The sequence below is a fragment of the Bradyrhizobium cedriense genome (assembly GCF_054602315.1).
The window spans coordinates 728,060-741,897 of record NZ_JBTSWB010000002.1 but is presented as its reverse complement, the minus strand read 5'-3'; the positions used below and the strand labels follow the sequence as shown (position 1 = coordinate 741,897).

Here is a 13,838-nt window from a genome sequence, read left to right as displayed (position 1 = left end):
GAATGACGTTGATAGGTCCGCCTCATGAATTACGGCATCGCGTTCACGCCGCTTGTACCTACGATCGTCCTGTGGCTCGCGCTCGCAGCGATCGTCGTCATCGCGCTGGTGCTGCTGCTTGCACGCGCGCGCGGCGCCGCCGTGCGCGTGGCCGCGCTCGCGCTGTTCCTGCTGGCGCTCGCCAATCCCTCCTTCACCCGCGAGGACCGCGATCCCCTCACTTCGGTCGCGGCCGTCGTCGTCGACAAGAGCCCGAGCCAGAATTTCGGCAACCGCAATCGTGAGGCAGCCCAGGCCCAGGAGGCGCTGGTCGACAGCCTGAAGAAGATCAAAGGCCTCGAAGTTCGCGTCGTCGATGCCGGACAAGCCGACGGCGAGACTGACGGCACGAAACTGTTCGGCGCCCTCGCCTCCGCATTGGCGGACGTGCCGGTCGACCGCGTCGCCGGCGCCTTCCTGATCACCGACGGCCGCGTGCACGACATCCCGGCGAACGCCGCCGGGCTCGGCTTCCAGGCGCCGGTGCACGCGCTGATCACCGGACAGAAGGACGAGCGCGACCGCCGCATCGCGATCACGGCGGCGCCGCGCTTCGGCATCGTCGGGCAGACCCAGACCATCAGCTACCGGCTCGACGACCAGGGCGTGTCCGGCGAGCGCGCCAAGGTCACGGTCCGCCGCGACGGCGAGGTCATCAATGAGCGCACGCTGTCGAGCGGTCAGGCCGCCAGCGTCGACGTCGATATCAAGCACGCCGGCCCGAACATCGTCGAGATCGAAGCCTCGCCGCTCGAACGCGAATTGACGCCGGTGAACAACCGGGCGGTCGTCGCCATTGACGGCGTGCGCGACAAGCTGCGCGTGCTGCTGGTCTCGGGCGAGCCGCATTCGGGGGAGCGCACCTGGCGCAACCTCTTGAAGTCCGACGCCAGCGTCGACCTCGTGCATTTCACCATTCTGCGGCCGCCGGAGAAGCAGGACGGCACGCCGATCAACGAATTGTCGCTGATCGCGTTTCCAACCCGCGAATTGTTCCAGCAGAAGATCAACGAATTCCAGCTGATCATCTTCGACCGCTACGCCCGGCAGGGCGTGCTGCCGATCGCCTATTTCGACAACATCGCGCGCTATGTGCGCGGCGGCGGCGCCGTGCTGGTGTCCGCCGGTCCCGACTACGCCTCCAACACCAGCATCTGGCGCACGCCGCTGGATTCGGTGCTGCCGGCCGAGCCGGTCGGCGTGACCGAAAAGCCGTTCTATGCGCATCTGTCCGAGGTCGGCAAACGCCATCCCGTCACGCGGGGCCTGGAGGGCTCGGGATCCGAGCCGCCGCGCTGGAGTCGCTTCTTCCGCACGGTCGACACGCGCAACGCGGTCAATCCGCCTGTCATGACCGGCGTCGACGGCAAGCCGCTGCTGTTCCTGTCGCGCTTCGGCGAGGGACGCGTCGCGCTGCTGCTCTCCGACCACATCTGGCTGTGGGCGCGCGGCTATGAGGGCGGCGGGCCGCATCTCGACCTGCTCCGGCGGACGTCGCACTGGCTGATGAAGCAGCCGGATCTGGATGAAGAAGCGCTGCGCCTCCAGGTGCAGGGCAAGGACCTCGTCGTGGTGCGTCAGACCATGGCGGACAGCGTCCAGCCGGTGAGCGTGACCTCGCCATCGGGCGTGTCGCACGATGTGACCTTGGCGTCTGCCGATCCCGGCGAGTGGCGCGCCAGCCTGCCGGCGAACGAGCTCGGCCTGTGGCAGGCCACCGACGGCACGCTGAAGGCGCTGATCAATGTCGGCCCGACCAATCCGAGGGAGTTTTCGGAAGTCACCTCCACCACCGAGGCCCTGAAGCCGCTGACCCAGGCCACTGGCGGCAATGCCGTGCGCGTAGTCGACGGCACGAGCGTCGAGCTGCCGCGCATCCTGCCGGTGCGCTCGGTGGGCGTCCTCCACGGCGACGGCTGGATGGGCGTGCGGATGCGCGACGCCAGCGTGGTGAAGGGCGTCGGCGTGCTGCCGATCTTCGCCGGACTGGTCGGCCTGTTGCTGCTGCTCGGCGCCTTCGCCGCGACCTGGGTCCGCGAGGGACGCTAGTTGCTGGAACGACACATCGGGTCGGTGGTCTGCATGCACCGATCCGCCCGCCGTTGACATCCCCTGACCGATCGGGCGATGTTACACTATAACATCGTGGCGTCGTGAGATTGGCGCCCCGTTGTGGGGGTGGCGTTTCCAGATGAAGTGGTTCCGGTCGAATATCAGGCACGGCGCCCGGCTCGCGTTGTTCGCGCTGCTGGTGCAGTTCGCGCTCACGTTCGGCCACAGCCACTGGTTCGTCCAGGCTGCGCCCCTCGCTCCATCCTCGCTCCAGCAGACCGATGGCGCCAGGGACAGCGCCAAGGGCGTTGCTGCGATCGACCGCGCCGCGGTCCAGAAGCAATCGCCGGCAGGACCCGACCGCGAGCATCAGGGCGAAGACAGTTGTGCCATCTGCGCCGTCATCGCGATGGCGGGTACCGCCGTATCGGCAACGCCGCCGGTGCTGCTGCTGCCGCAGGCAATCGAACTGCTCCGACGCTCCCTTGATGCCGAATTCATCCATCTGAAATCGACGGGCAAGGCGTTCCAGCCCCGCGCTCCTCCCGCGTCCTGACTTCCATCGCTTGATCACGCCCGGCCTCGCCGCTTTCAGACGAATGGCCGGGAGAAGTTGAAGTCGAATTCCGTCGCACCGCGACGGCAGGCCGCCTCCGATCAGCAGACCTTCGTCCGGACGGCACCTGACTGGAATCAGGACCATGTCATTTCAATTGCGACGCGCGCAGCGTCTTGGCGGAGCAAGTCTGCTCCTGCTCGGTGCCGCCGCCACGCCCGCCTTCGCTCAAGAGCCAGCACAAGACAAATCATCGACGGAGATCCCCGCCGTCACCGTGACGGCGCCGAGCCCGATCGTACGCAGAGCCGCGGTGCCGTCGCGCAATCCGGGCCGCGGCACGCGGACCGCGCGGGTGCGCAACCCCGGGCAAACGGCTGAACAAGTGCCGGCAGCCCCGGTGCCTACCGCGCCTCAGCAAGGCGTGCTGCCTGTTGTGACCGATCAGTTCGCGACCGTCACCGTGGTGCCGAACGAGGAGATTCGCCGCAACGGCGGCGGCACGCTCGGCGACCTCCTGTTCTCGAAGCCGGGCATCACCGGCTCTGAATACGCGCCCGGCGCGTCCAGCCGCCCTATCATTCGCGGCCTCGACACCAACCGTGTCGGCATCGTCGAGAACGGAACGGGCAGCAACGGCGCGTCCGATCTCGGCGAGGATCACTTCGTGCCGATTGATCCGCTGGCAACCAACCAGGTGGAGGTCATCCGCGGACCGGCGACGCTACGCTACGGCTCCACCGCGATCGGCGGCGTGGTCAGCGCAACCAACAATCGAATTCCGGATGCCTTGCCGTCCTGCACGGCGCCCTTTCCGACTTACGGACTCCCGACCAAGGCGCCGCTGGCAAACGTCGGATCGCCGGGTTGCATCACCGCGGAAACGCGGACGGCAGTGACGTCGGTCGATCGCGGGGTCGAAGGCGCCATGCTGATCGACGCCGGCGGGGGTAACTTTGCCGTCCATGCCGATGCCTTTGGCCGCAAGGCCGGCGACTACAACATCCCGAGCTACCCGTTCTTGACCGACCCGACGCTGCCGTTCAACGGACGCCAGCCGAATTCGGCATCGCAGGCCTACGGCGGATCTGTCGGCGGCTCCTACATCTTCGATGGCGGCTACGTTGGCGCGGCGATCACTCAGCACAACGCGCTCTACCACATTCCCGGTATCGAAGGCAGCGAGTTCCTGACGCGGATCGACGGACGACAAACAAAGTTCACGACAAAAGGTGAGTATCGGCCGGACGCTGCGGCGATCGATGCGATCCGGTTCTGGGCTGGGGCCACCGACTATAAGCACGATGAGGTCGGGCTCGCCGACTCTGCCGATCTCACCTCCCTCGGCGTGAGACAAACCTTCACCAACAAAGAACAGGAAGGCCGCGTCGAGGTCCAACTTGCGCCGTTCGACGTCCGCTTTGCTGCGCTGACCACCGCTGTGGGCGTTCAGGCGTCGCACCAGAAGCTAACCGCGCCGAGTCCGGACGACCCAGGTAGTCCGATCAACGGACTATTCGATCCGAACAAGAACACAAAGGTCGCCGGGTACATCTTCAACGAGTTCAAGTTCAGCGAGGCCACCAAGGCTCAGATCGCCGGGCGCGTCGAGAGCGCAAGGTTGAGCGGAACGGCGCCAGCCTTCGTCCCCGATGTGTTCGACCTCACTGTCGATCCGGCCGCGATCGGCCCCGCATCGGCGGTCAACCGCAACTTCACGCCGGTGAGCGGGAGCATCGGCCTGATCCACGACCTTCCTTGGGATCTGGTCGCGAGCATCACCGGCCAATATGTCGAACGTGCGCCGAAACCGGCGGAATTGTTTTCGCGCGGCGGCCACGATGCCACCACCACTTTCGACATAGGCAATCCCAATCTCGGCATCGAGACCGCCAAGTCGGTCGAGGCGGGACTGCGACGGGCGGTAGGGCCGCTTCGCTTCGAAGTCACCGGCTACTACACCAAGTTCAACGGTTTTATCTACCGGCGCCTGACCGGCAACACGTGTGAGGATGGCGTTTGCCAGCCTGGCGCGGGCCTCGAACTGAATCAGGCGGTCTATTCGCAGCGCGACGCGACATTTCGTGGCGGCGAATTCCAATTCCAGTACGACGTAATGCCGGTTTGGAACGGGATCTGGGGCATCGAGGGTCAATACGACATCGTGCGCGCGACCTTCGACGACGGCACCAACGTGCCACGCATTCCGCCCCAGCGGCTGGGCGGTGGTGTGTACTATCGTGACGCCGACTGGTTTACCCGGATCAACCTGCTGCACGCGTTCGCGCAAAACGACATCGCATCGATCGCGGAGACGTCGACGCCCGGCTACAACCTGCTGAAGGCCGAGGTCAGCTACAGGACGAAGCTCGATCAAAGCTGGTTCGGCGCGCGCGAGATGCATGTTGGGCTCGTCGGCAACAACCTGCTGAACGAGAACATCCGCAATGCCGTCTCCTTCAACAAGGATCAGGTGCTGTTGCCCGGCATCGGCGTGCGGGCGTTCGCGAACTTCAAGTTCTGAGCGTCGCTTGTGTCGGGCCTAAAGACCCCGGCACACACCGCCTTTGCGAGTGCCTACCCCCGCGCCTTGCTCCAGTCGGGACCGACCGGGCCCGACACGCCCTCGAAGGCGCCGTCGACGAGCTCGAACACCAGGATACGGGCGGCGTCGACCGGGCCGGGCATGGTGACGCGGCCCTTGGGGACCGGCTTGAAGCCGATGCGGCTGTAGTAGGGCTCGTCGCCGACCAGCACTACGAGGCGATGACCCTTCGCCTTCGCGTCCTTCAAAGCGCGCTCCATCAACAGACGGCCGACGCCGCGGCCGCGGAACGGCGGCTCGACCGTGAGCGGCCCGAGCAGCAGCGCGGGCGTGTCACCGATCAGGATCGGCAGTTGCCTGACGGAGCCGACCAGCAGGGTGCCGATACGCGCGGTGAAGGACAGTTCGAGCAGATGGTCGACGTGCTCGCGAATCCGGTAGGCGCTCAGCACGAAGCGGCCGGGACCGAAGGTACGTTCGTGCAGCCGCTCGATCGCCTGAGCGTCGCCGGCGGCCTCGGGAAGGATGGTCAGTGAGAGATCGGTCATGTCAGCCGGCGGAGTAGCATCTGCGAATGCTGAGGTCCATGGGGCGCGGCACCCACGTCAGTCCCGTTTCAGCGCAGGCCGGGACAGGTAGGCCAGCATCTTCATCTCCCGCCGTCCCCGCGTGACCGTGTCGAGCACGAGCCCGGACGAGACCGACAGCAGGGCCATGATCATCAGGCCCATCGACAGCACGGCGGTCGGCAGGCGCGGCACGAGGCCGGTCTCGATGAAGGTGATCACGATCGGGATCGCCAGGATCACCGAGACCAGCGCCAGCACGATTCCGATTCCCGTGAAGAATCGCAACGGCCGCTCCGAACGGTACAGCTTGAGCATGGTGCCGAGGATGCGAAAGCCGTCGCGCCAGGTGTTGAGCTTCGAGAACGAGCCTTCGGGCCGCGCGTAATAGGGCGTCTCGACCTCGGCGACCGGCAGCGACAATTCCAGCGCATAGACCGCGAGCTCGGTCTCGATCTCGAAGCCATCGGAGAGGACGGGAAAGGATTTGACGAAGCGGCGCGAGAACACGCGGTAGCCGGACAGGATGTCCTTGAAGGCATGCCCGAAGGTCGACGACAGGAAGCCGGTCAGCATGCGGTTGCCGGTGCGGTGGCCGAGCCGGTAGGCGGCCTGGACTTGACCGACGCGAAGGCCGACGACCATGTCGAGACGATCATCGAGCAGCCTGTCGATCATGCCCGGGGCACTGGGCGCATCGTAGGTGGCGTCGCCATCGACCAGCACATAGACGTCGGCCTCGACGTCCGCGAACATGCGGCGCACGACGTGACCCTTGCCCTGACGACGCTCGCTGCGCACGATGGCGCCGGCTTCGCGCGCAACTGCGGCGGTCCGGTCGCGCGAATTGTTGTCGTAGACGTAGATCTCCGCCGATGGCAGCACCTTGCGGAAATCGGCGACGACGGTCGCGACCGCCGCCTCCTCGTTGTAGCAGGGCACCAGCACCGCGATGCGAAGTTGCGCTGGGGTCATCGCGCCGGCGCTCCGAAGCTTGCAGGCTCGCGCCCGTGCGGGGCAGCCTGCCGTGCCTGCTCCGGCCGCATCAGCCAGGCGAAAGAGGCGGTCCACAGCGACAGCATCGCAATCGGCAGGATGTAATAGGGCGTGAAGATCGGGTGGCTGAGGAAGAACACGAGGTTGACCGCGAGATTGCCGCCGACGACGAGCGCAACCTGCCGCACGCTCCCCTCACCCCTGAGCAACAGCCATGCCGCGGAGCCGAGCGCCAGCACGATGAGCACGAACTGCATGTCGCGCAGATATTGACCGAGAACGGCGGGATCGAAGGCCGGCGGGACCACGTCGGCACTGCCATAGGTCGTCGCCAGCGGGCTGCCGGCGTTGATGGCCTGGGCGATCAATGTGGGCGTCATGCCAACGAGCGCACCGAGGCCGAAGCCGAGGCCCCGCACGAAATCGGCAAGCGTGCGCGACCACAGGAAGGCGCCGGCCAGGAACAGGCAATAGCCGGCCGCGAGCAGCGCATTCGGCAACCTGAAATTGACGGATGCCCCGAGCAGAAGGCCAATCAGCGCAATCAGCAGCACGCTGCGCCTGTCCCTGGTCAGCCACAGCGCCGTCAGGAAGCCGGCGAGCGCGCACACCGCCATGGTCGGCGCGACCGAATAGCTCGCCTTCGCCGGGTTGATCATGAGATAGACGGCGAGCGCGCCGAACAGGCCCGCCCCTGCGATCGAGGGCGACGTACGTGCCATGGCAATCCCTGACAGCGCAAGGCCGCAGACGATCAGGCTCGCGGCAATGTAGAGCGGCACCACCTGGTGGCCTTCGGGAAACAGCGCCAGCAGGAATCCGGTGCCCGGCGGATATTGCATCACGACCTTGCCGCTCGGCATCGGATTGTGGCACGGCCAGCGGACCGGGTCCTGCCATTCGGCGAAGGCAATCTGCTTCATCTTGCCTTCGAAATAATGGTCGTAGTCCAGGGCAGCATTGGTGTTGAACCCGCCGATGCCCAAGCGCTGGAAGAGATGGGCCTGCCGGAGATAGCAGATGTCGTCATAGACCCCGCGCGCCTCGCTCCAGCGCGACATCGTGACGATGTTGCTGGCGAGGATGGCAAGACAGATCAGGCCGAAAGCGAGTTTGGCAATCTTCATCCGGTTTTCCGTGGGGCTTGTCGAGCCGGTTACTAGCACAGGCCGCGCTCAGCGCCACGTCGCGATCGGGGGCTTGCCGTTCATCACTTCCGCGATCCGCAGCCGCGTGCCGGGCGTGGTGCCCTCGGGCAGCGCCGCGATCGCGAAGAACCCGCATTCGGCGATCTCGCGGTTGGGCGGGGGCAGGCCCTCTTGGCTGAACTGCCTGACCACGTAGACCGCGACGTGGTCGCGGCGCGAGACGTGGCTGTTGAGGAAGACGCCGTGCAGCACGGCATCTCCGGTGAGATCGATGTCGCCCTCCTCCTTGAGCTCGCGCCGCAGCGCCTCCTCCATGGTCTCGCCGAAGTCGACGCCGCCGCCGGGCAGATACCAGCCGCTGACGTAGCTGTGCCTGACCAGGAAGACTCGATTCTCGGGATCCAGCACCACGGCGCGGACGCCGAGCGTCATGCCGCGGACCATGAGGAAATAGACGTGGAGGATCCGCCGCAGCAGCGGCTCGGCTTTGCGTCGGACACGATTCAGACGTTCACCCATCAGGCTTCCCTGGCGCCCCGTTTCACGCCTGCTTGCACGTCGGGCGCGACCTTGCCATTACAGCGGAGCAATAGCGAGGCAATCGCGCGCCATGGCCCCCTTCACGCTCGCCCATCTGTCCGACCCGCATCTACCGCCTCTGCCGAAGCCGCGGCTGATCGAGCTCGCGGGCAAGCGCGTGCTCGGCTACGTCAACTGGGCGCGCAACCGTCACAAATACCAGCGCCGCGAGGTGCTCGACGCGCTCGTCGCCGACATGCAGGCGCAGGCGCCGGACCACATCGCGGTGACGGGCGACCTCGTCAACCTCGCGCTGGAGGCGGAGTTCGCTCCCGCCCTGGCGTGGCTCGAGAGCGTCGGCCCGCCCGACCACGTGACCGCGATTCCCGGCAATCACGACGCCTATGTCCGCGCCACCTTTCATCGCTTCGGCGAGACGTTTGCGTCCTATCTTGCTGGCGACGACGGCCGCATCGGCTTTCCGAATCTGCGCCGGCGCGGGCCGCTCGCGCTGATCAGCCTGTCCACGGCGGTGCCGACCCTGCCGCTGATGGCGACGGGCACGCTCGGACGCGATCAACTCGCCTCGCTCGAGGAGATCCTCGAGCGGCTCGCGGCCGAGGACGTCTTCCGGGTGCTGCTGGTGCATCATCCGCTGAAGTCCAGCGCGCGGCAGAAGCGAATGACGGATGCGGCCGCTCTGCTGGCGCTGCTCAAGCGCCACGGCGTCGAGCTGATCCTGCATGGGCACGACCACATTCATTCGACGATGTGGGTCGAAGGCCCCAACGGCAACATTCCGGCGGTCGGCGTGCCCTCGGCCTCCGCGCTCGCGCACGGGCGCTATCCGGCCGCGGCATATAATCTGTTCAGGATCGAGAAGGACAATGCCGGCTGGCGTTGCGACCAGACGGTGCGCAGCCTCGGCGCTGGATTTCAGATCGGGCAGATCAAGCATGTGCGGCTGATTTGAGAACGTAGTCATTCCGGGTTCATGCTTCGCATGCCCCGGAATGACAGGGCAGTTGCTCACCAGCTCCGCAAGACCGCGACCACGGCGAGGCCGAACAACGCGGCGGCGCCGAGCACGAAGCCGAACACGAACGGCCACAGGCGCGAGCGGCGCGGCGGCGCGGCGGCCGGGGCTTGTGGTGGCGGGACCACCATCGCGCGCTCGCGCTCGACCATGCGGCGCGCGACATAGTCGGTCACGGCTTCGACGATCACGGCGGTGTCGTGCGATTCGGCGAGGACGATGCGGCCGAAGCGGGTGTCCTGGACGAAGCGGTACATCCGCTTGTCGCGCCCCATCACGATGTGGGCGACGACGTCGATCCAGAGTCTCGGCGTATCGCCCTGGCTGATGCCACGGTCGAACAGATCGACCTTGTCAGGCACCTGCGCGAACAGGGGATCGAGCGCATCGTTGAGGATCTCGAGCCGCGCCACCTCGGCGTCCCTGAGATCGACGACGACGCCGGTCCGGTCGGCAGCCTCGATCCGCGCGCGCAGCAGCGCATCGCGCAGCCGCACCGGGCGCGGTTGGCCGGGATGGGTCCCGCTGGTCTCGGGCTCTGACATTGTCGGCCTCGTCCTCGACTTTCCTCCATTAACCTATCAGCAACCACCCTCTCCGCAAAGGCCCCACAATTCCAGATACTTACAGCACCCACAGCCGTTTCACCTGTACCAAAAACAGACGATCCCACCCAGGCAGGGCCTGGATGGGACCATCCGTCCTTGGACGTCTTCTTGGTTCAGGCCGGCAGCGGGTCAGGCTGCCGGAGCGCGCTGCGGTTCTTCCACGATCGAGAAGCGGACGCCGGCCTTGTGACGGCTCTCCTCCGACACCTCGCGCCAGCAGTCCTCGGCTTCCTTGCGGGACTTGAACGGACCTTTGACCTGGGCCGAGCCTTCCACGAGCTTGTGGAAGTTCATCGAACCGAACTCGCCGCCGATCACCCAGAAATTGCTGCCTTTGGTCATTGTCAGTCTCCTCTTGAACTGCGTTGTGCGTTAGCCGAACTGGTTCATGGTGTTATGGGCGCCGCCCGCCTTCAGGGCCGCCTCGCCGGCGAAGTACTCCTTGTGGTCGTCGCCGATGTCGGAGCCGGCCATGTTCTGGTGCCTCACGCAGGCAATGCCCTGACGGATCTCGGCGCGCTGGACGTTCTTGACGTAGCCGAGCATGCCCTGCTCGCCAAAATACTCGCGGGCGAGATTGTCGGTGGACAGTGCCGCCGTGTGATAGGTCGGCAGCGTGATCAGGTGGTGGAAGATGCCGGCGCGCTTGGCTGAATCCGCCTGGAAGGTGCGGATGCGCTCGTCGGCTTCCTGCGCCAGCGGCGTATCGTCGTACTCCGCCTTCATCAGCTCGGCACGGCTGTACTTGCTGACGTCCTTGCCGGCCTCCTTCCAGGCGTCGAAGACCTGCCAGCGGAAGTTGAGGGTCCAGTTGAACGAGGGCGAGTTGTTGTAGGCCAGCTTGGCGTTCGGAACCACCTTGCGGATGCGGTCGACCATCTTCGCGATCTGCTCGATATGCGGCTTCTCCGTCTCGATCCAGAGCAGGTCGGCGCCGTTCTGCAGCGAGGTGATGCAGTCCAGCACGCAACGGTCTTCGCCGGTGCCCGGGCGGAACTGGTAGAGGTTGGAGGGCAGCCGCTTCGGACGCATCATCTTGCCGTTGCGGTTGATGATGACGTCGCCGTTCCGGGCGTTCTCCGCCGTGACTTCCTCGCAATCCAGGAAGCTGTTGTACTGGTCGCCGATGTCGCCGGGCTTGTGGCTGACGGCGATCTGCTGCGTCAGGCCGGCACCGAGCGAGTCGGTGCGGGTCACGACGACGCCGTCTTCGACGCCGAGTTCGAGGAAGGCGTGGCGGCAGGCACGGATCTTCGCCAGGAAAACCTCATGCGGCACGGTGACCTTGCCGTCCTGGTGGCCGCACTGCTTCTCGTCCGAGACCTGATTCTCGATCTGCAGCGCGCAGGCGCCCGCCTCGATCATCTTCTTGGCGAGCAGATAGGTCGCCTCGGCATTGCCGAAGCCGGCATCGATGTCGGCGATGACGGGCACGACATGGGTCTGGAAGTTGTCGATCTTCTCGATCAGCTCCTTCTCGCGCGTCTTGTCGCCTTCCTTGCGCGCCTTGTCGAGGCTGCGGAAGATGTCGTTGAGCTCGCGGGAGTCGGCCTGACGCAGGAAGGTGTAGAGCTCCTCGATCAGCGCAGGCACCGAGGTCTTCTCGTGCATCGACTGGTCGGGCAGCGGGCCGAACTCGGAGCGCAGGGCAGCGATCATCCAGCCGGAGAGATAGAGGTAGGTGCGATCGGTCTTGCCGAAATGCTTCTTGACCGAGATCAGCTTCTGCTGGGCGATGAAGCCGTGCCAGCAGCCGAGCGACTGGGTGTACTTGGTCGGGTCGCCGTCATAGGCGGCCATGTCGGCTCGCATCAGGGCCGCGGTGTAGCGGGCGACGTCGAGACCGGTCTTGAAGCGGTTCTGCAGGCGCATGCGCGCGACCGCCTCGGCCGTCACCCCGTTCCAGGTCGGCTGGGTCGCAAGGAGCGCCTGGGCTGCCTCGACCTCGCTCTGATAGGAGGCCGGACGCAGAAGGGGGCTGATGCCACGGGGCTGGTAGTTCATGAACCTGATCCTTTCGCTGACAATGGCGACGCCATCGACATTCTTGACAGTGCATTGCGAGATGCGTGTCAGGAGCTAAACGCGAAAACAGAAACTTCGTATAGATGCCTTGTTTTTGAATGGTGATGTCATGTAACATCTGAACGTGTAATAGATGTAATTTTGTAAATTTTGTAAATTATAGGTAAGCAAAGCTGACCTTGATGAGTCTGGAGATCTGAGACATGCCCGCCGAGTCCGGCAAGAAACTCTTCGTCGGTCCCCGCTTCCGGCGGATCCGGCAGCAATTGGGGCTGTCGCAGACCCAGATCGCCGAGGGGCTTGGAATCTCGCCAAGCTACGTCAACCTCATCGAGCGCAACCAGCGCCCGGTGACGGCGCAGATCCTGCTGCGGCTGGCCGAGACCTATGACCTCGATTTGCGTGACCTCGCTACCGCCGACGAGGACCGCTTCTTTGCCGAGCTCAACGAGATCTTCTCGGATCCCTTGTTCCGTCAGATCGACGTGCCCAAGCAGGAGCTGCGCGACCTCGCCGAGCTCTGCCCTGGCGTCACCCATGCCCTACAGCGGCTCTATGCCGCCTACACCGAGGCCCGCCAGGGCGAGACACTGGCCGCCGCGCAGATGGCCGACCGCGATGTCGGCACGCGCTACGAGGCCAACCCCGTCGAGCGCGTACGCGAGCTGATCGAGGCCAACCGCAACTATTTCCCGGAGTTGGAGCAGGCTGCGGAAAATCTGCGCGACGAACTGAACGTGCCCGCTGAAGGGCTCTACGCGGCGCTCGCCGCGCGCTTGCGCGAAAAGCATTCGATCCAGACCCGCATCATGCCCGTGGACGTGATGCGCGAGACGCTTCGGCGTTTCGACCGCCACCGGCGCCAGCTGCTGATCTCCGAGTTGGTCGACGCGCCCGGGCGCGCATTCCAGCTCGCCTTCCAGCTCGGGCTTGGCGAATGCACGCAACATCTGGAGACCATCATCGGCCGCGCCGGTCCGCTGGACGATACGCCGCGTCGCCTGTTCCGGATCACGCTGGGCAATTACTTCGCGGCAGCCGTGATGATGCCTTATCCCGCATTCCTCGCCGCCGCCGAGGCGCTCAATTACGACATCCACGTGCTGGCGCAGCGCTTCAATTCCGGCTTCGAGCAGGTCTGCCATCGCCTCACCACCCTGCAACGGCCGAATGCGCGAGGCATTCCGTTCTTCCTCTTGCGCGTCGACAATGCCGGCAACGTCTCGAAGCGCTTCTCGTCGGGCACCTTCCCGTTCTCGAAATTCGGCGGCACCTGCCCGCTGTGGAACGTGCACTCGACCTTCGATACGCCAGACCGCATGCTCAGGCAGGTGATCGAGCTACCCGACGGAACACGCTATTTCTCGATCGCGCAGATGGTGCGCCGGCCCGTGGCGCCGCACCCGCTGCCGCAGCCGCGCTTCGCCATCGGCCTCGGCTGCGAGATTCGCCACGCCGCCCGCCTGACTTATGCTGCCGGCATGGACCTTGAGAAGACCGAGGGCACGCCGATCGGCGTCAACTGCCGCCTCTGCGAGCGCGAGAACTGCGCCCAGCGCGCCGAGCCCCCGATCACGCGCACGCTGATCCTGGACGAGACGACGCGGCGCGTGAGCTCGTTCGCGTTCTCGAATGCGCGGGAGCTGTGAGCGACACTCTCTCCTTCGTCATGGCCGGGCTTGACCCGGCCATCCACGCGTTTCGGCGCACGAGGAAAGACGTGGATGCCCGGGACAAGCCAGGGCATG

At 65.5% G+C, this 13,838-nt stretch carries 12 protein-coding genes; 5 read left to right on the top strand and 7 right to left on the bottom strand.

The window, feature by feature from the left end:
• Window positions 1-24: 24 nt before the first annotated feature.
• The 3 genes from ACYCVF_RS09700 to ACYCVF_RS09690 all read left to right on the top strand — a co-directional run bounded on the left by ACYCVF_RS09700 (window position 25) and on the right by ACYCVF_RS09690 (window position 5,171).
• Window positions 25-2,088, top strand: a complete 2,064-nt coding sequence (locus ACYCVF_RS09700; RefSeq protein ID WP_459601999.1) for a hypothetical protein — start codon at window positions 25-27, stop codon at window positions 2,086-2,088.
• A gap of 142 nt (window positions 2,089-2,230) precedes the next feature.
• Window positions 2,231-2,647 (top strand): DUF2946 family protein, encoded by a 417-nt coding sequence (locus ACYCVF_RS09695; RefSeq protein WP_459601997.1) that lies wholly within the window; start codon window positions 2,231-2,233, stop codon window positions 2,645-2,647.
• A 145-nt stretch (window positions 2,648-2,792) separates the two neighbouring features.
• Window positions 2,793-5,171: a TonB-dependent receptor gene (locus tag ACYCVF_RS09690; RefSeq protein WP_459601995.1), complete on the top strand. Its 2,379-nt coding sequence runs from the start codon at window positions 2,793-2,795 to the stop codon at window positions 5,169-5,171.
• A 53-nt stretch (window positions 5,172-5,224) separates the two neighbouring features.
• Here the strand turns inward: ACYCVF_RS09690 and ACYCVF_RS09685 are convergent, their stop codons facing one another.
• The 4 genes from ACYCVF_RS09685 to ACYCVF_RS09670 are packed head-to-tail and all read right to left on the bottom strand — an operon-like array spanning window position 5,225 to window position 8,421.
• Window positions 5,225-5,740, bottom strand: coding sequence for a GNAT family N-acetyltransferase (locus ACYCVF_RS09685; RefSeq protein WP_459601993.1), 516 nt, complete (start codon window positions 5,738-5,740; stop codon window positions 5,225-5,227).
• A gap of 57 nt (window positions 5,741-5,797) precedes the next feature.
• Entirely contained in the window at window positions 5,798-6,733 is a 936-nt protein-coding gene (locus ACYCVF_RS09680; RefSeq protein ID WP_459601991.1) for a glycosyltransferase family 2 protein, read from the bottom strand.
• Window positions 6,730-7,881, bottom strand: coding sequence for a hypothetical protein (locus ACYCVF_RS09675; RefSeq protein WP_459601989.1), 1,152 nt, complete (start codon window positions 7,879-7,881; stop codon window positions 6,730-6,732). Before ACYCVF_RS09675 ends, ACYCVF_RS09680 begins: the two co-directional genes overlap by 4 nt.
• 48 nt (window positions 7,882-7,929) lie before the next feature.
• Window positions 7,930-8,421 (bottom strand): NUDIX domain-containing protein, encoded by a 492-nt coding sequence (locus tag ACYCVF_RS09670; protein ID WP_459601987.1) that lies wholly within the window; start codon window positions 8,419-8,421, stop codon window positions 7,930-7,932.
• A 91-nt stretch (window positions 8,422-8,512) separates the two neighbouring features.
• On the opposite strand from ACYCVF_RS09670, the gene ACYCVF_RS09665 reads away from it, so the two are divergent.
• A complete protein-coding gene (locus ACYCVF_RS09665) occupies window positions 8,513-9,394 on the top strand; it encodes a metallophosphoesterase family protein (protein ID WP_459601985.1) in 882 nt (293 codons plus the stop codon).
• 56 nt (window positions 9,395-9,450) lie between these two features.
• Here the strand turns inward: ACYCVF_RS09665 and ACYCVF_RS09660 are convergent, their stop codons facing one another.
• The 3 genes from ACYCVF_RS09660 to ACYCVF_RS09650 all read right to left on the bottom strand — a co-directional run bounded on the left by ACYCVF_RS09660 (window position 9,451) and on the right by ACYCVF_RS09650 (window position 12,069).
• On the bottom strand, window positions 9,451-10,002 hold the full coding sequence (locus ACYCVF_RS09660) for a hypothetical protein (protein ID WP_459601983.1): 552 nt from the start codon (window positions 10,000-10,002) through the stop codon (window positions 9,451-9,453).
• 192 nt (window positions 10,003-10,194) lie between these two features.
• Complete coding sequence (locus ACYCVF_RS09655) at window positions 10,195-10,407, bottom strand: DUF4170 domain-containing protein (protein WP_027575539.1); 213 nt, start codon at window positions 10,405-10,407, stop codon at window positions 10,195-10,197.
• A 30-nt stretch (window positions 10,408-10,437) separates the two neighbouring features.
• Entirely contained in the window at window positions 10,438-12,069 is a 1,632-nt protein-coding gene (locus ACYCVF_RS09650; protein WP_459601981.1) for an isocitrate lyase, read from the bottom strand.
• Between the two features lie 224 nt (window positions 12,070-12,293).
• On the opposite strand from ACYCVF_RS09650, the gene ACYCVF_RS09645 reads away from it, so the two are divergent.
• Entirely contained in the window at window positions 12,294-13,739 is a 1,446-nt protein-coding gene (locus tag ACYCVF_RS09645) for a helix-turn-helix domain-containing protein (RefSeq protein WP_459601979.1), read from the top strand.
• The last annotated feature ends 99 nt before the right edge of the window (window positions 13,740-13,838 follow it).